The 23,586-nt window shown below is 45.7% G+C and carries 19 protein-coding genes and 3 tRNA genes; 15 read left to right on the forward strand and 7 right to left on the reverse strand.

Annotated elements, in window-relative coordinates; all coding sequences use genetic code 11:
• Positions 1–95: 95 nt before the first annotated feature.
• Positions 96–1,955 (reverse strand): methanol/ethanol family PQQ-dependent dehydrogenase, encoded by a 1,860-nt coding sequence (locus JEU20_RS08690; protein WP_198245050.1) that lies wholly within the window; start codon positions 1,953–1,955, stop codon positions 96–98.
• A 431-nt stretch (positions 1,956–2,386) separates the two neighbouring features.
• Between JEU20_RS08690 and rnd the strand changes: the two genes are divergently transcribed.
• The gene (gene rnd, locus JEU20_RS08695) at positions 2,387–3,556 is read left to right on the forward strand and encodes a ribonuclease D (protein ID WP_198245052.1); all 1,170 of its coding nucleotides are present in this window, start codon (positions 2,387–2,389) and stop codon (positions 3,554–3,556) included.
• Here rnd and JEU20_RS08700 read toward each other — a convergent pair.
• Together JEU20_RS08700 and JEU20_RS08705 are read right to left on the reverse strand one after the other, a co-directional pair.
• A complete protein-coding gene (locus JEU20_RS08700) occupies positions 3,516–4,172 on the reverse strand; it encodes a TMEM165/GDT1 family protein (RefSeq protein WP_198245054.1) in 657 nt (218 codons plus the stop codon). The genes rnd and JEU20_RS08700 overlap by 41 nt on opposite strands.
• A gap of 20 nt (positions 4,173–4,192) precedes the next feature.
• Positions 4,193–5,122, reverse strand: a complete 930-nt coding sequence (locus JEU20_RS08705) for a ZIP family metal transporter (RefSeq protein ID WP_198245056.1) — start codon at positions 5,120–5,122, stop codon at positions 4,193–4,195.
• A 194-nt stretch (positions 5,123–5,316) separates the two neighbouring features.
• Here JEU20_RS08705 and lepA point away from each other — a divergent pair, with 194 nt between their 5' ends.
• The 6 genes from lepA (at position 5,317) to recO (ending at position 10,611) form a co-directional block, all read left to right on the forward strand.
• Positions 5,317–7,116, forward strand: coding sequence for a translation elongation factor 4 (lepA, locus tag JEU20_RS08710; protein WP_198245058.1), 1,800 nt, complete (start codon positions 5,317–5,319; stop codon positions 7,114–7,116).
• Between the two features lie 25 nt (positions 7,117–7,141).
• Positions 7,142–7,918, forward strand: a complete 777-nt coding sequence (lepB, locus tag JEU20_RS08715) for a signal peptidase I (protein ID WP_198245060.1) — start codon at positions 7,142–7,144, stop codon at positions 7,916–7,918.
• 62 nt (positions 7,919–7,980) lie between these two features.
• A complete protein-coding gene (locus JEU20_RS08720; RefSeq protein ID WP_245395159.1) occupies positions 7,981–8,346 on the forward strand; it encodes a DUF4845 domain-containing protein in 366 nt (121 codons plus the stop codon).
• Positions 8,343–9,026, forward strand: a complete 684-nt coding sequence (gene rnc / locus JEU20_RS08725) for a ribonuclease III (protein WP_198245064.1) — start codon at positions 8,343–8,345, stop codon at positions 9,024–9,026. The genes JEU20_RS08720 and rnc overlap by 4 nt, the downstream gene beginning before the upstream one ends.
• On the forward strand, positions 9,023–9,907 hold the full coding sequence (era, locus tag JEU20_RS08730) for a GTPase Era (protein ID WP_198245066.1): 885 nt from the start codon (positions 9,023–9,025) through the stop codon (positions 9,905–9,907). Before rnc ends, era begins: the two co-directional genes overlap by 4 nt.
• Before the next feature lie 2 nt (positions 9,908–9,909).
• Positions 9,910–10,611, forward strand: a complete 702-nt coding sequence (gene recO / locus JEU20_RS08735) for a DNA repair protein RecO (RefSeq protein WP_198245068.1) — start codon at positions 9,910–9,912, stop codon at positions 10,609–10,611.
• 6 nt (positions 10,612–10,617) lie between these two features.
• Here recO and JEU20_RS08740 read toward each other — a convergent pair whose 3' ends face one another.
• Positions 10,618–12,816 carry a bifunctional SulP family inorganic anion transporter/carbonic anhydrase gene (locus JEU20_RS08740; RefSeq protein WP_198245070.1) on the reverse strand — a complete coding sequence of 733 codons (2,199 nt, stop codon included), beginning with the start codon at positions 12,814–12,816 and terminating at the stop codon, positions 10,618–10,620.
• Between the two features lie 204 nt (positions 12,817–13,020).
• On the opposite strand from JEU20_RS08740, the gene recA reads away from it, so the two are divergent.
• The 8 genes from recA (at position 13,021) to JEU20_RS08780 (ending at position 19,016) form a co-directional block, all read left to right on the forward strand.
• A complete protein-coding gene (recA, locus tag JEU20_RS08745) occupies positions 13,021–14,061 on the forward strand; it encodes a recombinase RecA (RefSeq protein WP_198245072.1) in 1,041 nt (346 codons plus the stop codon).
• 2 nt (positions 14,062–14,063) lie between these two features.
• Entirely contained in the window at positions 14,064–14,528 is a 465-nt protein-coding gene (locus JEU20_RS08750; protein ID WP_245395160.1) for a regulatory protein RecX, read from the forward strand.
• A 13-nt stretch (positions 14,529–14,541) separates the two neighbouring features.
• Positions 14,542–17,154 (forward strand): alanine--tRNA ligase, encoded by a 2,613-nt coding sequence (gene alaS / locus JEU20_RS08755; RefSeq protein ID WP_198245074.1) that lies wholly within the window; start codon positions 14,542–14,544, stop codon positions 17,152–17,154.
• A gap of 4 nt (positions 17,155–17,158) precedes the next feature.
• Positions 17,159–18,385, forward strand: a complete 1,227-nt coding sequence (locus JEU20_RS08760; protein ID WP_198245076.1) for an aspartate kinase — start codon at positions 17,159–17,161, stop codon at positions 18,383–18,385.
• A gap of 88 nt (positions 18,386–18,473) precedes the next feature.
• Positions 18,474–18,668, forward strand: coding sequence for a carbon storage regulator CsrA (gene csrA, locus JEU20_RS08765; protein WP_198245078.1), 195 nt, complete (start codon positions 18,474–18,476; stop codon positions 18,666–18,668).
• A 9-nt stretch (positions 18,669–18,677) separates the two neighbouring features.
• Positions 18,678–18,769, forward strand: a tRNA-Ser gene (locus tag JEU20_RS08770).
• 76 nt (positions 18,770–18,845) lie between these two features.
• Positions 18,846–18,922, forward strand: a tRNA-Arg gene (locus tag JEU20_RS08775).
• Positions 18,923–18,940: 18 nt separating this feature from the next.
• Positions 18,941–19,016 (forward strand) — tRNA-Asn (locus tag JEU20_RS08780).
• 474 nt (positions 19,017–19,490) lie between these two features.
• On the opposite strand, the gene JEU20_RS08785 is transcribed toward JEU20_RS08780, so the two are convergent.
• From JEU20_RS08785 to gshA, 3 genes are all read right to left on the reverse strand, one after another.
• Positions 19,491–21,047, reverse strand: a complete 1,557-nt coding sequence (locus JEU20_RS08785) for an IS3 family transposase (protein ID WP_198243245.1) — start codon at positions 21,045–21,047, stop codon at positions 19,491–19,493.
• 168 nt (positions 21,048–21,215) lie between these two features.
• Complete coding sequence (locus JEU20_RS08790) at positions 21,216–21,947, reverse strand: phosphoadenylyl-sulfate reductase (RefSeq protein WP_198245080.1); 732 nt, start codon at positions 21,945–21,947, stop codon at positions 21,216–21,218.
• Positions 21,944–23,527 carry a glutamate--cysteine ligase gene (gene gshA, locus JEU20_RS08795; RefSeq protein ID WP_198245082.1) on the reverse strand — a complete coding sequence of 528 codons (1,584 nt, stop codon included), beginning with the start codon at positions 23,525–23,527 and terminating at the stop codon, positions 21,944–21,946. The genes JEU20_RS08790 and gshA overlap by 4 nt, the downstream gene beginning before the upstream one ends.
• Positions 23,528–23,586: the final 59 nt, after the last annotated feature.

A 23,586-nucleotide genomic window follows, 5' to 3' on the forward strand; every position in this document is an offset into this window, starting at 1 on the left:
AGACTGCTTTGCTCAAGATTTTTTTGTACCTCAAAAAGAAAGGCCTTGACTGAGAACAGCCAAGGCCTTGTTTGCTCTTTTAAATAAGTTGAAACTTATTTATTATCAGGCAGTGCAAATACAGTCAGTGTACCGCCCAATTTTGTGAAAGAGCTTAAGCTTCTGTATGCACCTACGGCGCCCAAGCCTTCAGAGTTAGAAGACTCTTCACCAGTATCTAGGCCCGCAGCGATACCGATACCGGCCCAGCCACCAATACCAGACAAGACGCCAACGTATTGTTTACCGTTGTATTCCCAAGTATTGACGTTGCCGATAATACCTGAAGGCGTTTTGAAGCGATACAGTTCTTTGCCTGTTTTCGCATCAACCGCTTTCAAGTAACCTTCCAGGGTGCCATAGAAAACGACGCCGCCAGCAGTTGCAACAGAACCAGACCAGACAGAGAATGGTTCTTTATTTGACCAAACGATTTTACCTGTTGTGGCATCCCATGCGGTGAATTGACCGAGGTTATGAGAACCATCAGGTTTTCCAGTCAATACGTCACCTTGCGCAGGACGCATGGTCAAGGTTGCACCTACATAAGGCTGACCCGCTGTGTATGAAACTTCAAAAGGTTCATAGTTCATGCACAGGTGGTTGCCTGAAATGTAGAAGTAACCTGTTTGTGGTGAGTAAGAAACAGGTTGCTGGTTTTTAGCACCCAGTGCCGCAGGACAAATGTCGGTAGTGTTTTCGTCTTCACCGTGGAATTCGGTGGAATAACGATCAACAACTTGTGGACGGCCAGTTTTCATATCGACGTGGCTTGCCCAGTTGACTGTTTTGTCGAATTTTTCAGCGACTAACAATTCACCGGTAACGCGGTCTAAAGTATAGCCAAAACCGTTACGGTCGAAATGCACGATAGTTTTGCGCATTTTGCCGTTGATTTTTTGGTCAACCAGAACGGTTTCGTTGATACCATCGAAATCCCACTCATCATGTGGCGTCATTTGGTAAACCCATTTGACTTCACCGGTGTCGGCATCACGTGCCCACAAAGACATAGACCATTTGTTATCACCTGGACGTTGTACCGGGTTCCAAGTAGAAGGGTTACCTGAACCGTAATACACCAAGTTCAGATCTGGATCATAGCTGTACCAGCCCCAAGTGGTGCCACCGCCAATTTTCCATTGGTCGCCTTTCCAGGTTTTCAAGCTGGAATCTTTACCCACTTTTTGAACTTTGCCATCTTTCCAGGTTGTGGTTTTGTTAGGGTTGATCAAAGTATCTGAATCAGGCCCCATGCTGTAACCTTTCCAGCGCAGTTCACCAGTGCGAATGTCATAGGCTGCAAGGAAACCCCGAACACCGAATTCACCACCGGCGATACCCGTCAGAACCATATCTTTAACGACTAATGGTGCATTAGTGTTGGTCATGCCCAGTTTAGGGTCGCCGTTTTGAACGCTCCATACGCGTTTACCGGTTTTAGCATCCAGTGCAGTCAGAACAGTGTCAGACTGTTGTAGGAAAATTTTTCCATCGCCATAAGCCAAACCACGGTTGACGGTGTCACAACACATCACAGGGATGGTGACATCTGCATCCATTTGTGGTGTGAATTCCCAAATGACGGATTGTGTTTTGGGGTCAATCGCATAAACCGTATTAGGAAAAGGTGTATGAATGTATAAAATGCCATTGATAAACAATGGGCCACCTTCATGGCCACGTAAAACACCTGTTGAGAAAGACCATGCAGGTTGCAGATATTTTACGTTTTTAGTGTTGATTTGATCCAGCTTGCTATACCGGGTACCTGCATAGTTACCTAATGCAGTGGCCCAGTTAGCCGGGTTTTGGGTCAGTTTTTCAACGCCGCTGTTAGCGCTTGAAAGGGTAGGTGCAGCAAGTAAAGTAGCTACAGTCGAAGCAAGCAGCCAGTTTTTTACAGGCTTCTTCATATGTTTCCTCCTGGTATCCTGTTACGCGCCAGAATACGATTTCATGTTATTAAGACTAATATTAGTTTTAAAGCTTTGTTGGATGGCTTTTACTTTTTTCAGTTTAAGCTTAACCTGAATCAAGCGGTTACCGCCTTTCCAGATGCGTAAATTGAATGATTTTGGGAAAAAAGTCAACTTTAAATGACAAAGAAATGACAACGGAACAATGGAGAATCGCTTTAGTTTTTTGGCTAAGGGCTTGAAATTTCAGAAAACTGAACCGTTGTTAATGATCGCTTATGAAAGTGGGATAGATAATCTGATGGCTAAGTTGTGGTGGGCGAAGAATCGGAAGCACGGATATGCCGACTCTAGATGCGAAGTGTTTGCTCAAATTTTTACCAACAGTGCTGGCTATAGTCTGTTTTGATGCTAAAGTTATAGGCATTATGATAATTCAATACATTGACACCCCTGAAAAACTGGCAGAACTTTGTCAGAGCATTAAAAATGAAAGCTGGATTGCGCTGGATACCGAATTTCTGCGTGAGAAAACCTATTATCCCAAATTTTGTCTGTTGCAAATTGCAACGCCTGAATGGGTGGCTTGCGTTGACCCATTGGTTTTACGGGACCTGACGCCTTTGTTTGAGGTCTTGTATGATGAAAATATCACAAAAGTTTTGCATGCGTGCCGTCAGGATCTGGAGATTTTTTATCAAATAACCGGTCGCGTAATGGCGCCGGTTTTTGACACCCAAATTGCTGCACCGTTGCTGGGTTTTCAAGAAAACCCAGGGTATGCGATGCTGGTATCGAGTTTTCTAAATGTGAATTTGAGTAAAGCGCATACCCGAACCGACTGGAGTGAACGGCCATTAAACCAGGATCAAATTCAGTATGCCGCTGATGATGTCATTTATCTTTGCAAAATTTACCAAAAAATGACCGCGCAGCTGGAAAAATTAGGGCGTCTGGACTGGTTGAAACAGGATTTTGAAATATTGACAGACCCAGCCTTGTATCAAATTGATCCTGAGCAAGCCTGGCTTAGAATCCGGGGCAAAAACAAATTAACCGGGCGCCAGCTATCCATCGTGCAATTATTGGCGCAGTGGCGAGAAATGACGGCCCAGCAAAGCAATCGACCCCGCAATTGGCTGATGCGCGATGATATATTGTTTGAGTTGGCAAAATTGCAGCCTGTCACTGTGGCGGAATTGGCCAAAATAAGGCAGATCAATGATGGGCTTATCAGGCGCCACGGCAAGGTGTTATGTGACTTGGTCAAACAAGGCCGGGAGCGCGCACCGACGCCGCTTAATGAAAAAGGGCGGCCTGGGAAGAAAGGCGCTCGACAAGAAGCGGTTTTAGACGTGTTGACCGCCGTTGTTAGGATTCGTAGCGAAGAAAATGCATTGAATCCGGTGATTTTGGCTGGACGAAAGGACTTGGAGCGCTTGTTGGACGGCGATCCGGAAACGCCGGTTTTGCACGGCTGGCGTTACAGTATGGTGGGCAAGGAATTGGAAGGGTTGCTGCAAGGGCAATTAGCGTTACGTATTTCGCCCGACACTGTTAGCCTAACGCCTTCTGTAGCAATGCCGGTGGCAGAGTAAACCAGGCTTTATAGGCGGCAAAGCCGGCTAGAATTAGGAAAATAACGCCGCTGATTTTATGCAATAAAGCCATAGAGAAACGTTGCAGAATGGTGCGGCCAGCTAACACGCCAAGCGCTGATGTCAAGCTTAAAGCCAGCGTTGCGCCTAGCCAGACGGCGTAAATGTTGGCTGTACTGCTAAAGGCAACAACGGCAAGTTGTGTTTTATCGCCAAATTCGGCCAAGGTAATCATTAAAAAAGTCGTCAAAAAAATACCATGGCCTTTTTTCTCAACAATTTCCTCATCGTCATCCTCCTCATGACCAAACAGCGAAAACAGGCCGAACAGGGCAAATAATATCGCAACGGCGCTGGCCACAAGATAGGCTGGAATCCAGTTAGCTAAGGCGGCACCGAAAACGACTGCTAATGTGTTAAGCAAAGCAAAAGCCGTGATTGCGCCTAAGATAACCGGTAGGCCGCGATGCTTTGAGGCCAGCGTCATGCAGACGAGTTGGCTTTTATCACCCATTTCGGCCGCTACGATCAAAATGAAGCTGGACAATGTAGTGGCCGACAGGCGGGCAAAATCAGTTGAATTAAAATAATCGAACAATGAGGACAGATAATCCATGAGTCAATTGAAGGGTTAGGTTAGCCGAGAAATTGTTCCATGGCCATCATGACGATAAAGCCAAACATCAACATAAAGGTTGCAATTCGGGAGCGGCCTTTAGCATGTGTTTCTGGAATAATTTCTTCGCTGATCACAAATAACATAGCGCCTGCTGCAAAACCCATGGCTAGCGGAAGGATTGATGAAAAGGCTGTGACCATAGTGATACCCAAAAGGCCGCCAATAGGCTCGACCAGACCGGTAAGTGTGGCAATGGCGACAGCTTTCCAGCGATTGACACCAAGCCCAACTAAGGGTAAGGCCACTGCAAGGCCTTCTGGTATGTTCTGTAAGCCGATGGCGATCGCTAAAATCATACCGTTTTTAGTGTCACCCGTGCCAAAGCTGACGCCCACCGACATACCTTCCGGGAAGTTATGAATCGTGATGGCGACGATAAACAAGGAAAGTTTTTGCAGGGTTTCAACATGAGTGTCGGAAACCGAGTCAAAATGCAAATGGGGGAGTTTTTCATCAGCAAAATGTAAAAATAACGCGCCGATAATCATGCCGGCCGAGACCATCCAGATGCCGGTGTCAGCAGAGAGCTGATTGCCAAACTCAATGCCGGGGAGAATCAGGGAAAATGCTGTTGCCGCCAACATGACGCCAGCCGCCATACCTAATAAGCTGTTAAACAGACGGTCAGAAATCTGCGTGAGAAATAAAGCGGGTAGCGCGCCAATGCCGGTTGCCATACCGGCCATGATGCTGGCGAAAAAGCCAATGACAACGATTTTTCCAAAAAGCAAATACAAACTGCCGAAAATAATGATTTGGCTGACTAAAAATAAGCCGATGAAGCTCGCCCAGCGCTGTGCTGTTGGCAGCGCCATGATTTTTTTGAATGTGCTGTTGGCTTGGATTGTTGCAACGTGATCGTCAAAAAAGGTCTGTATATTGGCCATAGCATTTATTTTTTTAAGATAAGAGTTCTCGTATTATATGCAAAAACCTTCTAAAAGTAAGGGCATAAAACATGGCATTTTCTTTGTCGAGTCAATGTGTGTTGATTCTGTTATAATCAATCAGTTTTGATGCCGGATACAGTTTCTGTGGCGGGCGTTTCTTGTTAATTTACAAACCGACTTACGGATTCCAAGTGGATCAAAAATATATTCGAAATTTTTCTATTATTGCTCATATCGATCACGGTAAATCAACATTGGCCGACCGTTTTATTCAAATATGCGGAGGACTGGCCGAGCGTGAAATGGAAGCGCAAGTGCTCGATTCTATGGATTTAGAGCGTGAACGCGGTATCACCATTAAAGCTCAGAGTGTGACGCTGCATTACAAGGCCAAAGATGGTCAGGTTTATCAGTTAAATTTTATCGATACGCCGGGACATGTTGATTTCTCCTACGAAGTATCAAGGTCGCTGGCCGCGTGTGAGGGCGCGTTATTGGTTGTCGATGCGGCTCAAGGCGTGGAGGCGCAGAGTGTGGCAAATTGCTATACCGCGATTGAGCAGGGCCTGGAGGTTGTGCCGGTATTGAACAAAATCGATTTGCCTTCGGCCGAACCTGAGAAAGTCATGGCCGAAATTGAGGATGTCATCGGGATTCCGGCCGATGAAGCGTTAAAAATCAGTGCCAAGACGGGTATTGGTGTCGAATCGGTGTTGCAGCAATTGGTGGAAAAAGTACCGCCACCGAGTGGTAAGGAAGATGAGCCATTGCAGGCATTAATTATTGACTCCTGGTTTGATAATTATTTAGGTGTGGTGTCGTTGGTACGGATTGTCAATGGCTCTTTGCGCAAAAAACAGAAGATCACGGTGATGTCCACCGGCAAATCTTTCCAGGTAGAAAAACTAGGTGTTTATACGCCTAAACAACTGGAGAAAGAGAGCTTGAGTACCGGGGAAGTCGGTTTTATTGTGGCCGGCATCAAAGATATTTTTGGTGCCCCGGTCGGCGATACAATAACGGCGACTGATCGTCCCGCAAAAGAGCAGTTGCCGGGGTTTGAAAAAGTTCAGCCGCGGGTATTTGCCGGATTGTATCCAGTCAGTTCCGACGATTATGGCAATATGCGGGAAGCATTGGATAAATTACGCTTAAATGATGCGGCGCTGAATTTTGAGCCGGAAACCTCGCAGGCCTTAGGGTTTGGCTTTCGCTGTGGCTTTTTGGGCATGCTGCATATGGAAATTGTGCAGGAGCGCTTAGAGCGTGAATACAATATCGATCTGATTACGACCGCGCCGACGGTTATTTACGAGGTTGAGTTGCATTCGGGCGAAGTGATTATGGTGGACAATCCTGCCAAACTGCCGGATGCAGGGTCAATCACCGAGATTCGCGAGCCGATTATTCTGGCCAATATCCTGGTGCCACAGGAATTTCTGGGTAATGTTATCAGTTTGTGTATTGAAAAGCGCGGGGTACAAAAAAATATGCAATATACCGCGACCCAAGTATCTTTAAATTACGAACTGCCAATGAGTGAGGTGGTGCTGGACTTTTTTGATCGACTGAAATCGGTGAGTCGGGGTTATGCATCATTTGAATATGAATTTGTGCGCTTTGACCCGTCACCGTTGGTCAAGCTGGATGTGTTGATCAATGGCGATAAAGTCGATGCCCTGTCGATTATCGTACACCGTGACTTGAGCCAGAGCCGTGGCCGCGAATTGGTTGAAAAGATGAAAGACCTGATTCCAAGACAAATGTATGAGGTGGCGATTCAGGCGGCGATTGGCTCTAAAATTATTGCGCGCTCAACCGTTAAGGCGATGCGCAAAAACGTTACGGCGAAATGCTATGGCGGCGATATTTCGCGCAAGAAAAAACTGCTCGAAAAACAAAAAGCCGGTAAAAAGCGCATGAAACAAGTCGGCAGTATCGAGATTCCCCAAGAAGCCTTTCTGGCCGTTTTGCAAGTTAAAAAAGACTGATTCAACCCACTTAAAAGGAATATACATGGATTATGATTTTTCATTTTTTCTGCTTGTCGCAACCGTCGTAACAGGCATTGTTTGGGGTGGTTATTTAATCTATCTGAAAGCGAGCGGGCAGGTTTTTTTGGAAGAAAAAGAACCCTTGCTGGTTGAATATGCGCGGTCTTTTTTTCCGATCGTTCTGATCGTTTTATTGTTGCGTTCTTTTTTGGTCGAACCCTTTCGCATTCCATCCGGCTCGATGATGCCGACTTTGCTGGTCGGGGATTTTATTCTGGTCAATAAATATGCCTATGGCATCCGTTTACCTGTCATCAATAAAAAAATCATCGAAGTTGGTGAGCCTGAGCGGGGCGATATTGTCGTATTTCGTTTTCCGAAGAACCCTAAAGTCGATTACATCAAGCGTGTCGTCGGGTTACCCGGCGATAAAATTGCCTATTACAACAAAAAGGTCTATGTCAATGGCAAACTAGCTAAGCAGACCTCGCTAGGCCGTTATCAAGGGGTCGGGCAAGGGCGCAATATGACCGGTGCTGAATTATTGCTGGAGGATTTGATAGGGTTGGAGCATGAAATTTTGATCATGCGCGGGGCGCCTACGGTTGAAGGTGTTTTTCAGGTCCCGGCAGGGCATTATTTTGTGATGGGTGATAACCGGGATAACAGTAATGACAGTCGTTACTGGGGCTTTGTGCCAGAACAAAACTTGGTGGGTCGGGCCTTTTTTATCTGGATGAATTGGGATTTGGAAAATAAAGGTATTGCATTTGAGCGTATTGGCACTGTTCTGAAATAGTCTATCCTTGTGATATATGTTTCCTGATTGACTCTAAAAAAGGTCTTGTTATGAACAATGCAATGCAAAAACAAAAAGGACTCACGCTGATTTCTATTGTTTTTATTCTGGTTTTTATTGGTTCGGTGGTGTTGTTGGTGTTGAAAATTGCACCTATTTACATGAATCATAACAATGTTGCCAATGCGGTCGAGGCGTTGAAAGAAATGCCTGAAATCACCAGGATGAGCCGGCGAGAGATTGAAATGACATTGCTGAAGCGGTTTAATTTAAATTATGTGGAGGATGTGACCATGGATGATGTTGAAATTGTCAAACGGCCTGGCTATGTCAAAGTCAGAATTGCGTATGAAGTGGTGCAACCTATTGTGGGAAATTTAAGCGTTTTGGTCGAATTTGATGATTCTTTTGAAAAAGGTGGCGAGTGATCAGAAAACCTGAGCAACTAGCGAAAAAACTGGGCTTGCAGTTCAAGCGGCCCGAATTGTTCAAAATGGCGCTGACACATCGCAGTATGGGCGCAAAAAACAACGAACGCCTGGAGTTTCTGGGTGATTCAGTATTGGGCTTTGTCATTGCGCAAGCCTTGTTTGAGAAATTTCCAGCCTCGGAAGAGGGGGTTTTAAGTCGCTTGCGGGCGAGTCTGGTGAATCAGGCATCGTTGGCTGAGTTGGCGCGACAGCATAATATTGGCGATTATCTGATCCTGGGCGCTGGCGAATTGAAAAGCGGCGGATTTCGGCGGGACTCGATATTGTCCGATGCGATGGAAGCTATCATGGGAGCGATTTTGCTTGACCAAGGTGTTGCCGCATGCCAACAATTCATCCTGGGATTATTTAAAGAAAAACTGGCGGCATTAGATGTCGGTAATTGGAATAAAGACCCTAAAACCAGGCTTCAGGAAATGATGCAGGCTCGGCAAAAAAGTCTGCCTGTGTATGAATTGGTCAATCAGGCGGGTGCGGCGCATCAGCAGACCTTTACTGTTAAATGCGTGGTTCCCGTTCACCATGAAACAACGGAAGCGAGTGGCGCTTCGCGCAAAAAAGCCGAACAAGCCGCCGCTGAAAAAATGTTGCAAAAACTGGAAGGAAACGTATCGTGAAAAGTGGCTATGTTGCCTTGGTCGGACGGCCGAATGTGGGTAAATCCACGCTGATGAATCATATTGTCGGTCAAAAGATCAGTATTACGTCGCGTAAACCACAAACGACGCGGCATCGAATCTTAGGTATTCATACCACCGAACACGGCCAGATTGTCTTTATGGATACCCCGGGAATGCACCGGGACGAAAAAAAAGCCCTGAATCGGTATTTGAATAAAACCGCCGACACCACCTTGCTGGGCGTCGATGTCGTGGTTTGGCTGATCGATGGGCTGAATTTTCAGCCTTATGACGATGTTATTTTCAAAAAACTTGAACGTGCCAATCTGCCGGTTATTCTGGTGATTAACAAGATTGACAGGGTCGAGGACAAAGAAGCTATGTTGGCTTTTCTGGCCGAGGCGCAAGATCGCTACCCTTTTGCTGAAATTGTACCGATTTCTGCCTTGAAGAAAACCAATCTCGATGAATTACAAACGTGTATTTATAACGTATTGCCCGAAGGCGGGCTGATTTACCCGGAAGACCAGATTACCGATCGTCCCGAACGCTTTTTGACGGCGGAAATTATTCGCGAGAAATTGACCCGGCGATTGGGCGATGAATTACCTTATGCGCTTACAGTCGAGATCGAGCGCTTTGAGGCACTGCCAAATATCACTAAAATTTATGCCGTTATCTGGGTGGAGCGCAGCAGTCAGAAAAATATCGTCATTGGCAAGCAAGGTGAAATGCTTAAAAAAGTGGGCATGGATGCACGCCGCGATATTGAATTATTATTGGGGCAGAAGGTTTTTTTGCAACTTTGGGTCAAGGTCAAAAAAGGCTGGTCAAATAACGAACGCTCTTTGCAAAGCTTAGGGTTCAGTGATTCCTGACCGTGAGCCGGACGACTGTATTGCGGCAGCCCGCATTTGTGTTACAACGCAAAAACTACCGTGAAACCAGTCTGATTGTGGATGTGCTGACCGAAAACGAAGGCGTTGTGTCGCTTGTCGCTAAAGGCATCCGGCATAAAAAAACAACATTAGCCGCCATTTTACAACCCTTCGTCCAACTTGAGTTGTCCTGGCGCGGACAGTCAACGCTAAAGCCTTTGCTTCAGGCTGAATTATCGACTGACTTCTCATTGTCAGGCATGGCGCTGTATTGCGGTTTCTATGTCAATGAGCTGGTGCATTGTTTTTTGCATCCCTATGACCCAAATCCTGATGTTTTCAGACTTTATCGGCGCTGTCTTGCCGATTTGCAATCGGCTGAAAATGTGGCATCGGTGCTGCGTTATTTTGAACTGGATTTGCTGCGCTGTGCTGGTTACGGTGTCTCGTTGGATCAGGACAAGCATAGCGCCTCGATAAAAGCCGATATGCGGTATCGTTTTGTTGAAGGCGAGGGCTTTGTCGCCGATACAAATGGGCGGGTGAGCGGCGCAACTTTATTGGCGTTATATCGGAGAGAAGCATTAGATAGCCTGAAGTTGCAGGAAGCCAAGGCCTTGATGCGTGAAGTTATCGATGATCTGCTAGCCGGGAAAGTGCTTAAAAGCCGTGCGGTTCTTACCTCAATTATGCGTTATCGTTAAAAGAGTTTAGAGCTGAAAATGCACCCTGCCTGTTTCAATATTGTAAACGCCGCCAACAATATCAATTTCGCCGTTTTCTTTCATTTTATTGAGTAATGGGCTTTGTGTACGAATTTGTTTCACCATGAGTTCGACATTACGGCTGGAAACCTTTTCCACTAAGGACATGTTGTTCAATGTCACAGCTTGTCGATATTCAAATTCGATTTCCTCGATTGCAGGCTTTATTTTTTGTAATAAGCCCGTCAAATGATCTAGTTTAGCGCCCGAACAAGCACCTTTTATGGCGCCACAACGGGTGTGTCCCAACACAACAATGAGCTTGGCACCTGCAAGTTTGCAGGCAAATTCCATGCTCCCCAATATGTCATCATTGACTATATTACCGGCAATACGAACACTGAAAATATCGCCGAGGCTTTGGTCAAAAATCAATTCAGCTGTGGTACGCGAATCGATGCAGCTTAAAATAATAGCCAGAGGGTATTGGCCGGAGACGGTTTCATTGATGCGCTGGAGTAAATTGTCATGTGTTTTCAGATTGTTGACAAAGCGTTCGTTGCCTTGTTTTAGGATGTTAAGCACTTGATCTGGTGTTAATGACGCCTGTAATTCTTTGGTGGCGGGCTTGGCCGGCTCTATGGGAGGCAGTATGCCATAGCCACGCAGGTTCTGAATAATCAGTTTAATATTTTTTCGTTTAGCTTCGGCTTTGAAGTTTTGAATGATCTCGTAAATATCGTAATCGATATATTTAGCATAGGTTGCATCAATGACAACGGTTGAGCGGTTTGGCAGTCTGTCCAGATGATGTAAGAGATTGGCTTTATTTAAAAAGGATACATTTTCAGAGAGCGTGATGATTGTTTTATTGGCCTTATGATGTTCATGTAAATAAAAGCCGACTTTTTGATTTTCCAGCAAAATGAAGAAAATGGCAAAAGCCAGGCCAATGGCAATCCCCATCAGCAGGTTAGTCAGCAGAAGACCTGACACCGTGGCGATAAACGGGATGAAATGATAGGGGCCGACGTTATACATTTTTACAAATAAATTCGGCGTCGCCAGTTTATAGCCCACCACTAATAAAATTGCAGCGAGTGAGGCGAGGGGAATTTTATTGAGCAGTTCTGGAATAAATAACGTACTAAGCAACAAGATAACACCATGGGTTATCGCTGCGATTTTGGTTTTAGCCCCAGCTTGAACATTGGTTGAGCTGCGGATAATGACTTGGGTGATCGGTAAGCCACCGAGTAAACCAGAGCAGATATTGCCAATCCCTTGCGCTTTTAATTCTCGATTATTGGGCGTAACACGCTTATAAGGGTCAAGCTTGTCGATGGCTTCGGCACTGAGTAAGGTCTCGATGCTAGCAACCAGCGCCAGGATAAGGGCTGTCTTGTAAATGATGAAATTATTCAGTTGACTAAAATCGGGGAAAACGAGAAGTGTTTTCAGTTCAGCGGGGCTGGAGATAGCCGGAATATTGACTAAATGTTGTGATGACAAGGCCCAGTCAGGCTGCCATATCTTAAAGCCTTCGTTGAGAAAAATTGACGCGAGAACAGCAATAACGCCGCCATGAAGCCAGTGTGGGACAGATAAGCGTTTAAATGGTTTACTCTCCCATAACAGAAGAATAAACAAGCTTAACAGGCTGATACTGATCGCTCCCGGCGATAAAAAATCTAGCATATTCTTAAGCTCGGACAGCGTGGTGAAATCATCATTTTGAACAAAAGATAAGTCACCTTCATAATCGGCATCATAACCAAACGCATGTGGAATTTGTTTTAAAAAAATGATGATGCCAATACCTGCGAGCATACCGCTGATCACAGCGGAGGGGAAATAATAGCCGATAATCCCGGCTTTCAAATGCCCCATGATAAATTGAATACAGCCGGCTAAAACAACAGCTAATAAAAAACTTTCGAAGCCAAGCTCCTGAATCGCATTGAATACAATCACGGTTAAGCCGGCGGCCGGTCCGCTGACACCCACATGTGAGCCACTGACAACGGCGACGATGGTGCCACCGATGATGCCGGCAATCAGGCCGGAAAATAAAGGTGCGCCGGAGGCTAGTGCGATGCCTAAACATAACGGTAGCGCAACGAGGAAAACAACAAGCCCTGCGGGAATATCGGAACTAAGACTTGAAAGATAAGGAACCTGTTTTTGCAAGCCTTTTTTAGTCATTGTGTTGATTAGCCTTGTTAAATGATAGCTACCCATCATATCTGAATTTATAAGGTAGAAAAACCCTAAAATTTATTCATGTAGGACTGTTTCAAGTGACAGCTCTATGTGATAATAAGCGGTTACAAATGAGCTAAGAAGCCGGAGGCGGCTTCTTAGCTCATTTGAGATTTAAGTGTTTTACACGAACTCAGGCAAATAACTATGGATGAAAACAAGAAAAAAGCGTTGAGCGCCGCGCTGATGCAGATTGACAAGCAGTTTGGAAAAGGCTCGGTGATGCGGTTGGGCGATGTTGGGGCAAGTCGCGATATAGAGGTCGTATCTACGGGATCTCTGGCGCTCGATATTGCCTTGGGCTGCGGTGGACTCCCGCGAGGTCGGGTTGTTGAAATTTATGGGCCTGAGTCATCGGGTAAAACGACATTGACACTGGAAACCATAGCCCAGATGCAAAAATTGGGCGGGACGGCCGCTTTTGTCGATGCAGAGCATGCGCTGGATCCATCTTATGCCGAAAAAATCGGGGTGAAGGTTGAAGACTTGTTGGTCTCGCAACCGGATACCGGTGAGCAGGCGTTGGAAATTACCGATATGCTGGTGCGCTCCGGTGCGGTCGATATTGTCGTCGTCGACTCTGTTGCCGCATTAACGCCTAAGGCCGAGATTGAAGGCGATATGGGTGATTCGCATATGGGGCTGCAGGCACGTTTGATGTCACAAGCCTTGCGTAAATTAACGGCCAACATCAAGCGCTCCAATACGCTGGTTATTTTTATCAATCAGCTGCGGATGAAAATCGGTGTTATGTTTGGTAATCCGGAAACGACGACTGGGGGAAATGCTTTAAAATTTTATGCCTCGGTACGGCTTGATATCCGGCGAACTGGAGCCATCAAAAAAGGTGACGAGGTGATCGGCAATGAAACCCGGGTAAAAGTGGTTAAAAATAAAGTCGCGCCGCCTTTTAAGCAAGCTGAGTTCGAAATTCTATATGGCGAAGGGATCTCGTTTTATGGTGAATTGGTCGATTTAGGGGTTAAATACGGATTTATCCAAAAATCAGGCGCTTGGTACAGTTATGGGGATCAGAAAATTGGCCAAGGCAAAGATAATGCCAAGCAATTTTTCAAAGATAACCCGGACAAAGCGAAAGCTGTTGAAGATGCTATTCGGGCCGAAGTGTTTGGTAACAGCGACACTGAAGCGGAAGCGCTACAAGACGATGATAAAGCGACTGAATAATTGTGGAGCAGTCCAGGCAAACGATTAAAGAAGTTTGTTTGAGATTATTGGCGCGGCGTGAACATAGCCAAAAAGAGCTGCTGACCAAACTGAAGCAGCGAGGCTTGGACACAGAGCAAGCGAAAATAGTCATCGACGAACTGGCTCAAGAAAATTGGCAGAGCAATGAGCGGTTTTCTGAGAGTTTTGCTCGGCAACGTATTCGAAAAGGCTATGGCCCAGTAAGAATTTGTTACGAATTACAGCAAAAAGGGGCTGCTGCGCTTGATTTGGACAAGCTGCTAGATGATATGGCCATGACCTGGCTGGATGTGATCGAACAGGTTTATCTGAATAAATATCCACAGTCAACATCGATAACGTTGGCAGACTGGTCCAAGCGTTATCGGTTTTTACAACAGCGTGGATTTAGTGCAGACTTGATCAAACAATTATCACAACATTTGAAGATTAAAATTGAGCGTTAGGAACGACGAGTCTATGAAAAAAATGAGCAGCGCCGCATTGCGTCAGGCCTTTTTAGATTACTTCAAGCAACACGATCATGAGGTCGTGCCCTCCAGCTCGCTGGTGCCGGGTAATGATCCGACCTTATTGTTTACCAATGCTGGAATGGTGCAGTTTAAAGATATCTTTTTAGGCCGGGAAACACGACCTTACAAACGGGCTGTTTCTAGCCAGCGCTGTGTGCGGGCGGGCGGCAAGCATAATGACCTGGAAAATGTCGGTTATACCGCTCGTCATCATACTTTTTTTGAAATGCTTGGCAATTTCAGTTTTGGCGATTATTTCAAAAAAGAAGCAATTCACTATGCTTGGGATTTTCTGACGCAAGTACTAGAAATTCCACCTGAAAAACTTTGGGTAACTGTCTTCAAAGAAGATTCTGAAGCCGAAGCTATCTGGTTGGATGATATCGGTATTGATCCTAAACGCTTTTCCCGGATTGGTGCCAAAGATAATTTCTGGTCGATGGGCGATGTCGGGCCTTGCGGACCGTGTAGTGAAATCTTTTACGATCATGGCGAAGATGTGGCCGGCGGGCCGCCAGGCAGTCCGGATGAAGAAGGTGACCGCTATATCGAAATCTGGAATTTGGTATTTATGCAGTATGACCGGGATAAAGAGGGTAACCTGAATCCACTGCCGGCGCCGTCTGTCGATACCGGCATGGGGCTGGAGCGGATTGCCGCTGTTGTCCAGGGCGTACACAGCAATTATGAGATCGATTTATTCCAGAATATTCTGAAACATGCGGCGCAATTAGCGGCGGTGGATGATTTGGAAAACAGCTCATTGCGTGTTATTGCCGACCATATCCGCTCCTGTTCTTTTTTGATCACCGATGGCGTTTTGCCTTCAAATGAAGGGCGTGGCTATGTGTTGAGACGCATCATTCGTCGAGCGATTCGGCACGGCTATCGCCTAGGCATTCATGAGACCTTCTTTTATAAGCTCGTCAAGCCCTTGGTCGACGAAATGGGTGATGCCTATCCTGAACTCAAGCAGGCTCAGAGCCAAGTCGAACGGGTATTGAAAAAAGAAGAAGAGCGCTTTGCTGAAACGCTGGAGCAAGGCATGAAAGTGTTGGAGTCCTGTGTGGAAAAGCTCGATGGTCGGGTTATTCCTGGCGATGTGGTGTTCCTGTTGTACGACACCTATGGTTTTCCAGTCGATCTGACGGCCGATTATGCTCGTGAACAGGGGTTGAGTGTCGACCATGCGGGCTTTGAAGTGGAAATGGCTAAACAGCGTGATCGCGCTCGTGCGGGAGGACGTTTCAACGCCGATTATGATCAGGATATTGTTCATGACAGCCAGACAGAGTTCACCGGCTATGACAAACTGGAAGATCAAGCCACAATCAGTGCTCTGTTTAAGCAAGGTGAGCCGGTAGACCATCTGGAGCAAGGGGAAGAAGGAATTGTTATTCTAGATCAGACGCCTTTTTATGCCGAATCAGGCGGTCAGGTCGGTGATAGCGGGATTATTAAAACGGCATCGGGTGTGTTTGAGGTGGAAGATACTCAAAAACAGGGGGCGGACTTGTTTTTGCATAAAGGCAAAGTCATTCAAGGTTATCTGTCCTGTAATGACGCTTGCCAGCCTTGTGTCGATCAAGCAAAACGTAAGGCAACTGAATTGAATCATTCGGCGACTCACTTATTACATGCCGCGCTTCGGCAGGTATTAGGCGAGCATGTCAATCAGAAAGGCTCATTAGTCAATGCAGAGCGCTTACGTTTCGACTTTGCCCATTTTGAACCGATGACGGCGCAAGAACTGGCTGAAGTTGAACGCCTCGTCAATGAGCAGATTCGTTTGAATAATCCAGTCAAGGCCGAAATTATGGCCAAAGATGATGCAGTTAAGGCCGGTGCTATGGCTTTGTTTGGTGAAAAATACGGCGATGAAGTACGGGTGCTCAAGATTGGTGATTTTTCGACAGAATTATGTGGCGGTACGCATGTTAATCGGGCCGGCGATATCGGTCTGTTCAAAATTATTAGTGAATCCGGGGTGGCTTCAGGTGTCAGACGAATTGAAGCCGTTACAGGAGAAGCCGCTTTAAGCTGGTTGAGTGCGCGTGAACAGGCCTTGATGGGGGTTGCGCATATGTTAAAAAGCAGCCCGGAAAAAGTGTTGGATAAGACTCGCCAATTACTGGATAAAAACCGAACTTTGGAAAAAGAGGTCGAACGCCTGAAAGCCAAGTTGGCCAGTAGTGCTGGCGGTGAATTGACAGCACAAGCGGTTGATGTGGAAGGTATCAAGGTTTTAGCTGTCAAGTTGGATGATGTTGATAATAAGGCCTTGCGGGCGATGATGGATCAACTTAAAAACAAACTGGGCAGTGCGGCGATTGTTTTGGCAACCGTCAATGGTGATAAAGTCGGACTTATCGCGGGCGTGACCAAAGACCAGACCCACCGAATCAAAGCGGGAGACTTGGTGAATGCAGTGGCGACAAAAGTTGGTGGAAAAGGTGGTGGACGCCCTGATATGGCGCAAGCCGGCGGTACTAATCCAGCGGCTTTGGAAGATGCGCTAAAGTATGTCCCGGACTGGGTTCAGCAACAATTACAAGCATAAAAAAATGGCATTATACGTTTATAAATTTGGAGGAACCTCGGTGGGTTCGGTTGAGCGCATCAAAGCGGTCGCCGAAAAAATCAAAAAAGCCCATGACCAAGGTCATCAACTGGTGGTTGTGGTTTCGGCGATGAGTGGCGAAACCAATCGTCTCACTGCATTGGCCAAAGAAATGCAGGCCCAACCCAGCGAGCGGGAAATGGATGTTTTGCTGTCAACTGGTGAACAAGTTACCATGTCGCTATTGTCGATGGCATTGCATGCGCTTGGCTGCGATGCTTGCTCATATACAGGCAGTCAAGTCAAAATCCTGACCGATAGCAGTCATACCAAGGCGCGTATTCAGGACATCGATGATCACAAAATTCGTCAGGATCTGGAGCAAGGTCGGGTCGTTGTCGTAGCAGGGTTCCAAGGTGTCGATGAAAAAGGGAATATTACCACCTTAGGGCGGGGGGGCTCAGATACCACGGCCGTCGCTTTAGCGGCGGCCTTGAAAGCCGATGAATGTCATATCTATACCGATGTAGATGGTGTTTATACCACCGATCCAAGAATAGAGCCTAAGGCGCGCCGACTCGATAAAATAACCTTCGAAGAAATGTTGGAGATGGCCAGTCTCGGTTCTAAAGTCCTGCAAATTCGTTCGGTGGAATTTGCCGGCAAATATAATGTCGCATTAAGAGTTTTATCATCATTTAAAGAAGGTAATGGCACACTTATTACCTATGAGGAATCACAAATGGAAAAAGCCCTAATCTCTGGTATTGCCTTTAATCGGGACGAAGCTAAACTGACGGTAACCGGAGTGCCGGATTTGCCGGGTGTCGCCTCAAAAATACTAGGGCCGATTGCGGAACAAAACATCGAAGTCGATATGATTATTCAAAATATCGCCGATGACGACACGACCGATTTTACTTTTACCGTACATCGAAATGATTATCAGCGGGCCTTGGAAATACTGAAAAAAGTGTGTCAGGAAACCGGTGCAAGACAGGTGACAGGCGCAGATAATATTGTTAAAGTTTCCATCGTGGGTGTCGGTATGCGCTCCCATGCTGGAATAGCCAGCACCATGTTTAAAACACTGGCGGACGAAGGAATCAATATTCAAATGATTTCAACCTCGGAAATTAAAATTTCTGTGGTTGTAGATGAAAAATATTTGGAGCTGGCGGTACGTTCTTTGCACAGTGTTTTTGGTTTAGATAAAAAAGAACAGGCGTAAAGCTTTTTTTTAATAAAAAAAACACGTATAATACGCGGCTCTGTTGCCGTTTTCGTCAACAGTAATTTTATAGATGCAGGGAGATATTATGCTTATCTTAACTCGACGGGTTGGAGAAACCTTAATGATAGGTGATGACGTAACCGTTACCGTTCTGGGTGTTAAGGGTAATCAAGTTCGTATTGGTGTCAATGCACCGAAAGAGATTTCGGTACACCGTGAAGAAATATACGAACGAATTAAAAAGGAACAAGAAGAGTCTTCTTCAAATTCTGAAGAATAAACAGTTTTAGGAGAGTTGGCCGAGAGGCTGAAGGCGCTCCCCTGCTAAGGGAGTATGGGTTTTATCGCCCATCGAGGGTTCGAATCCCTCACTCTCCGCCACTAGAAAAGTCATTATTTTATGGAAAAAATAGTTGACATAAAATCGCTAAAAAAGGATAATAAACGGCTCAACAAGGCGCCCGTAGCTCAGCTGGATAGAGTACTCGGCTACGAACCGAGCGGTCGGGAGTTCGAATCTCTCCGGGCGCGCCATGTTGACAACCAGACAATTCCCCTGTAGCTCAGTTGGTAGAGCGGGTGACTGTTAATCACTAGGTCGGCGGTTCGAGCCCGTCCGGGGGAGCCATATAAAATAAGGGCTGTAGCGGTTTCCGTTACAGCCTTTTTTTATGGCTGTAGTAAATTTATCACAATTTATTTATGTTTTCTGCATACCCGGCCAAGTGTCGGCTGATAAATGTGCATACTTCAGAACCTTTTCAGATCAGCCCAGCCGCTAAGCTCTTGCAACACATGAAGCGGTGTTTCGTTTGAGCATGCCAACTAGCCAGCCTGAGTATATCGTAAATCATGCCAGCGAAAATCACTAATTTCAGCTCGTTTAAGCGCCTTGCGCTAGACGTGATTATTCCTCAATAACGTCCTGAAATGAATGGTTGCTTATGGCTTTGTTGCATAAATAGTCCACAGCGTACTCTTTTCTTAAATTCCAGTCTTTATTCATGAAACAGAATAACTTTCAGGCATACCCAAGCCTGTCATTCGCTAAATGTCAACCAACCTGTCGCATTTTTTGCAATAATTTACGAAATGAATTTTATTAAGCTGCTTGACATTCTGTTGTGTTGAAATTTTCCTTATCCGGATTAAGATAAACATGGCCAATGGGCGTTAAATTTCGTGTTTGTCGTCCATTCCATCGCTCTGGATTGTCTCTTTTTGCTTGCTCGATGACTCGTTTTCTTTTTTCGAGTACGGCGCTGTCTAAGCCGTTATGGCGTTGGTTGGGTGTTACAAACTTGAGCGCACTGTGTTGATGTTCATTGTTGAACCAACAAACGAAAGCTTCAACCCAGTTCCTGGCTTCGCTTAATGTTTTAAAAGGGTTTTCTGGAAAGGTATGATGATATTTGACTGTTTTAAATAACGATTCTGAATAAGGATTATCATTACTGACACGAGGTCTGCTGAACGACGTGGCAATGTCTAAATCGACCAATTTGGCCCTTAATGTTGCGCCTTTCATCGGACTGCCGTTGTCAGAATGTATCACCAATTGCTTTTTGTCGATGTTTTCCCGGCGAGCGATATCTTCGATCAAATCAGCAGCGTGTGCGCTTGATTCGGCATCATGAACTTGCCAGCCTACGATTTTCCGACTATAGATGTCCATCACCATGTAGAGGTAAAAATACTGCCCTTTGACGGGGCTTAATAAATACGTAATATCCCACGAGTAGATTTGATTGGCCTGTGTGGCTTTGAGTGACTGCGGTTTATTATGCTGACCTGCGGCTCCTTTAGCTCTGTGCTTAAGCTGGTTGTGGGCTTTCATGACACGATAAAAGGTTGATTCTGATGCGAGATAGCAGCCCAAATCCAATAACCTCGGAACGATTTGATGCGGCGTTAAAGCGCTGTATTCCGGTTTATTAATCACGGTGATGATTTCTTGCTTGATGGCCTCGGATAATTGATTGTGCACAGGCGCTGTATTGTGCAGTCGTAGGTCTTCTGAGAGTCCTTCTCCCCGGTTCCAACGCTGATAGGTTCGAGCTGATATACCCACCAGTTCACAGGCTAATTTCTGCCGCGCTCCATTGTCAACGGCTTCATCAATGAGTGCGCTGTAGTGTTGGCGATCTGAGTAGGCGATTAATCGGCCGCCTTTTCCCCCAGATCGCTTGGCACTTTTTGATAACACCAGTAAAGCCGCTGTTTCTGATAACGCTTTCTCTTTGCGGTTTAGCTCCTTATGCAAACGCTTGTTTTCTTGTTTGAGTTTTGTTTGCGCCTGTTTATATACGGATTCTGTTGATTTAGATTCTGACAAAAATTCCGCTTTCCAGGTATTTAGATGATGTAAGTAGATGCCTTGTTCACGACAATAGGCGCTAGCCTGATCATCGGTGAGATGATGACAATGAACAATGGCTTCAAAACGTTCTACTGTATTCCAATCTTGAGGGCTTTTTTCTTTTGACATGTTTGACTCTGTTTTTTCGAGTTGATTTTTCTTAGCTAACCGAATCCATTTTTGAAGTGTGGAGTAACCCACACCTAAAGTAACTGCAATTTGCTTTAGCGATTGTTCTGGTCTTCTGGATAATGCTTTTTCTACTGATTGTACTTTAAATTCTTGGCTAAATACGCTCATTTTTGTCTCCTGATTTAAAATTTCCTAGGCGACAGGTATGTTGACATAGGGGGCATTTTATTCATTGCGCCTTGCAATTCTGAAACCTTTGATACCGGCAGAAAACGGGGAGATAAAGTAGTGCCTGTATTTTTAGAAAGACACCACTTGGTCAGCGGTTAGCGGCTATTATTTTTTCTTATCAATAATATTCCCCGCATGCAGGCCGCATTCTTTTTTGTTTTCACCTTCCCACCACCAGCGGCCGGCGCGTTCGTGTTGATTAGGGAGTACGGGTCGAGTACAGGGTTCGCAACCGATACTGATGTAGCCGTGCTGGTGCAATTCGTTATAAGGGACTTGCCAGGCTTCAATATAATCCCAGACCTGAGATGAGCGCCAGTTGAGCAAAGGGTTGAATTTTATCAAGGGCCTGTCTTCGCTAGAAAAGGCAGTGTCTAATTGGACTTCTGGAATATCGCTACGGGTATCCTGGCTTTGATCCTTGCGTTGGCCGGTTATCCAGGCATCGAGTTGCGCCAGTTTTCGTTTTAACGGGGATACTTTGCGAATACCGCAGCATTCCTGATGACCATCTTCATAAAAGCTGAATAAGCCCTTTTGTTTGACAAAGGGTTCGAGCTCGGCGGGATCTGGATTGAGCAGTTCGATGTCAATGTTGTAATGCGTTCTGACTTTTTCGATGAAACGATAGGTTTCAGGATGCAGGCGACCGGTATCCAGGCTGAAAACCTGAATATCGCGGCGAATTTTTAACGCCATATCAATTAACACGACATCTTCTGCGCCGCTGAATGAGATGGCGATATTATCGAAATTTTCCAGTGCGACTTTTAAAATAGGCATTGGTTTTTTGTCTTTTAATTGTGCTTGGTAATGAGGCAGGTCGAAGTCAGTCATAGTGTTTGTGCAAAATAATGTTCCAGAAAGTCATCAAAACTCAAGTGGTCGCTATTTTCGATTTCTTTTTGTTTAAGATGCGACATACGCGCGAGTTCTTTGAAATAGTGCTGCCGCTCTTCAGGCAAAGGCTGTTGTTTGAAGTTTTTGTTATGTTGAGCGGAAATATTCAGCCCATAGCGGCCAAAGGGGATTTCTTGTTCGCGCATTTCGGCCAGCATTTTTGCCGAAGGGGTTAAGTCCGGGTCTTTGACCAAGGTGAAAAAATGGGTCAGGGCATCTTGATAGGGTTGGCCTTTTTCGTCCTGATCCAGAATTTCGCAAATAGGGTGCATGTTTTGCAGGATTTTTGTCGCCCAGTCTTGTAACGATATTTGGCCCTCGGCGTGTTCAAGCATTAAGCCGGGTTTGCGGCCTTCATGGGCGACTTTGAGCTGGTTACGGTTGTTTCGTGCGTATTCGTCGTGTTGCTGATCAGGGCTGTCTTGCAATAAACAATGGAGCAGGAAGGCTTCGAGAAAGCGTGATTTATCGGCATCGATGCCAATCGGATTGAATAAATCAAGGTCTAGGGAGCGCACTTCAACATAACGCACGCCACGTCGCTTTAAGGCTAAGGTAGGTTTTTCGCCGGAATTGGCAATCTGTTTAGGGCGGATGGTGCTGTAAAACTCGTTTTCAATTTGCAGAATATTGGCGTTGAGTTGACGATATTCCCCATCGACTTTCACACCAATTTTTTCGTATTCCGGGTAGGGTGTTTCGATAGCCGTACTTAAGGTTTCGACATAACCATCGAGTGAATTGTAATCAATGTTGAGTTGTTCCTGGTTTTTGCTTTTATAGCCGATATCACTCATGCGTAACGAGGTAGCATAGGGATGGTACAGCGTATAGCTATCAAATTCATCAAATTGCGCCATCAGGTGTGGACGGCTTTTGAAGAATTTTTTGCAAATTGCGGGCGATGCGCCAAACAGGTACAAAATAAGCCAGCCCTGGCGCTGAAAATTTCGAATCAAACCGAAATAGCTTTCGGAAATGAAATGATCAAGGCTGTCAAAAGAGCCGCTTTGTTGGTGTAGCAAAGGCCATAAGGCGACCGGTACGGAATAGTTGAAATGGATACCGGCAATCGCCTGCATGGTCCGTCCATAACGATACCAGAGTCCTTTGCGGTAGACATGTTTCATCTGGCCGATATTGGAGGTGCCGTATTCGGCAATACGAATACTGTCGTCGCCATTGATACCACAAGGCATGCTGGTGGTTAACAGCATTTCATCGTGCAGGTTTTGATACACAAAGCGATGAATGTGCTGCATAAACAACAGGCTTTCATTGATATCGGAGAAAGGTGGGGTAATAAATTCCAGCAGAGCTTCGGAATAGTCCGTTGTGATATGCGGATGGGTTAGCGCTGCGCCTAATGATGCGGGATGATCGCTTTGTGAAATACAACCTGAAGAATCAATGCGCAGGCTTTCTTTTTCAATGCCTTTCAGACCGTGTTTCAGCAAGTGCTGTTGTTGGTGTGCAATGATATATTTTAAGCGGGACGATGACGGATGCGTGTTCATTAATCAGGCTACGCGAATGACGCGTCTTAGGTATAATCGACCTATTATAGAGTGTTGTC

It is taken from the genome of methane-oxidizing endosymbiont of Gigantopelta aegis (assembly GCF_016097405.1).
GTDB lineage: Bacteria > Pseudomonadota > Gammaproteobacteria > Methylococcales > Methylomonadaceae > Methylomarinum.

Coding starts and splice junctions, on each gene's coding strand:
- JEU20_RS08690 (WP_198245050.1), bottom strand. CDS start 1,955: ATGAAGAAGCCTGTAAAAAACTGGCTGCTTGCTTCGACTGTAGCTACT.
- rnd (WP_198245052.1), top strand. CDS start 2,387: ATGATAATTCAATACATTGACACCCCTGAAAAACTGGCAGAACTTTGT.
- JEU20_RS08700 (WP_198245054.1), bottom strand. CDS start 4,172: ATGGATTATCTGTCCTCATTGTTCGATTATTTTAATTCAACTGATTTT.
- JEU20_RS08705 (WP_198245056.1), bottom strand. CDS start 5,122: ATGGCCAATATACAGACCTTTTTTGACGATCACGTTGCAACAATCCAA.
- lepB (WP_198245060.1), top strand. CDS start 7,142: ATGGATTATGATTTTTCATTTTTTCTGCTTGTCGCAACCGTCGTAACA.
- JEU20_RS08720 (WP_245395159.1), top strand. CDS start 7,981: ATGCAAAAACAAAAAGGACTCACGCTGATTTCTATTGTTTTTATTCTG.
- JEU20_RS08740 (WP_198245070.1), bottom strand. CDS start 12,816: ATGACTAAAAAAGGCTTGCAAAAACAGGTTCCTTATCTTTCAAGTCTT.
- recA (WP_198245072.1), top strand. CDS start 13,021: ATGGATGAAAACAAGAAAAAAGCGTTGAGCGCCGCGCTGATGCAGATT.
- alaS (WP_198245074.1), top strand. CDS start 14,542: ATGAAAAAAATGAGCAGCGCCGCATTGCGTCAGGCCTTTTTAGATTAC.
- JEU20_RS08760 (WP_198245076.1), top strand. CDS start 17,159: ATGGCATTATACGTTTATAAATTTGGAGGAACCTCGGTGGGTTCGGTT.
- csrA (WP_198245078.1), top strand. CDS start 18,474: ATGCTTATCTTAACTCGACGGGTTGGAGAAACCTTAATGATAGGTGAT.
- JEU20_RS08785 (WP_198243245.1), bottom strand. CDS start 21,047: ATGAGCGTATTTAGCCAAGAATTTAAAGTACAATCAGTAGAAAAAGCA.
- JEU20_RS08790 (WP_198245080.1), bottom strand. CDS start 21,947: ATGACTGACTTCGACCTGCCTCATTACCAAGCACAATTAAAAGACAAA.
- gshA (WP_198245082.1), bottom strand. CDS start 23,527: ATGAACACGCATCCGTCATCGTCCCGCTTAAAATATATCATTGCACAC.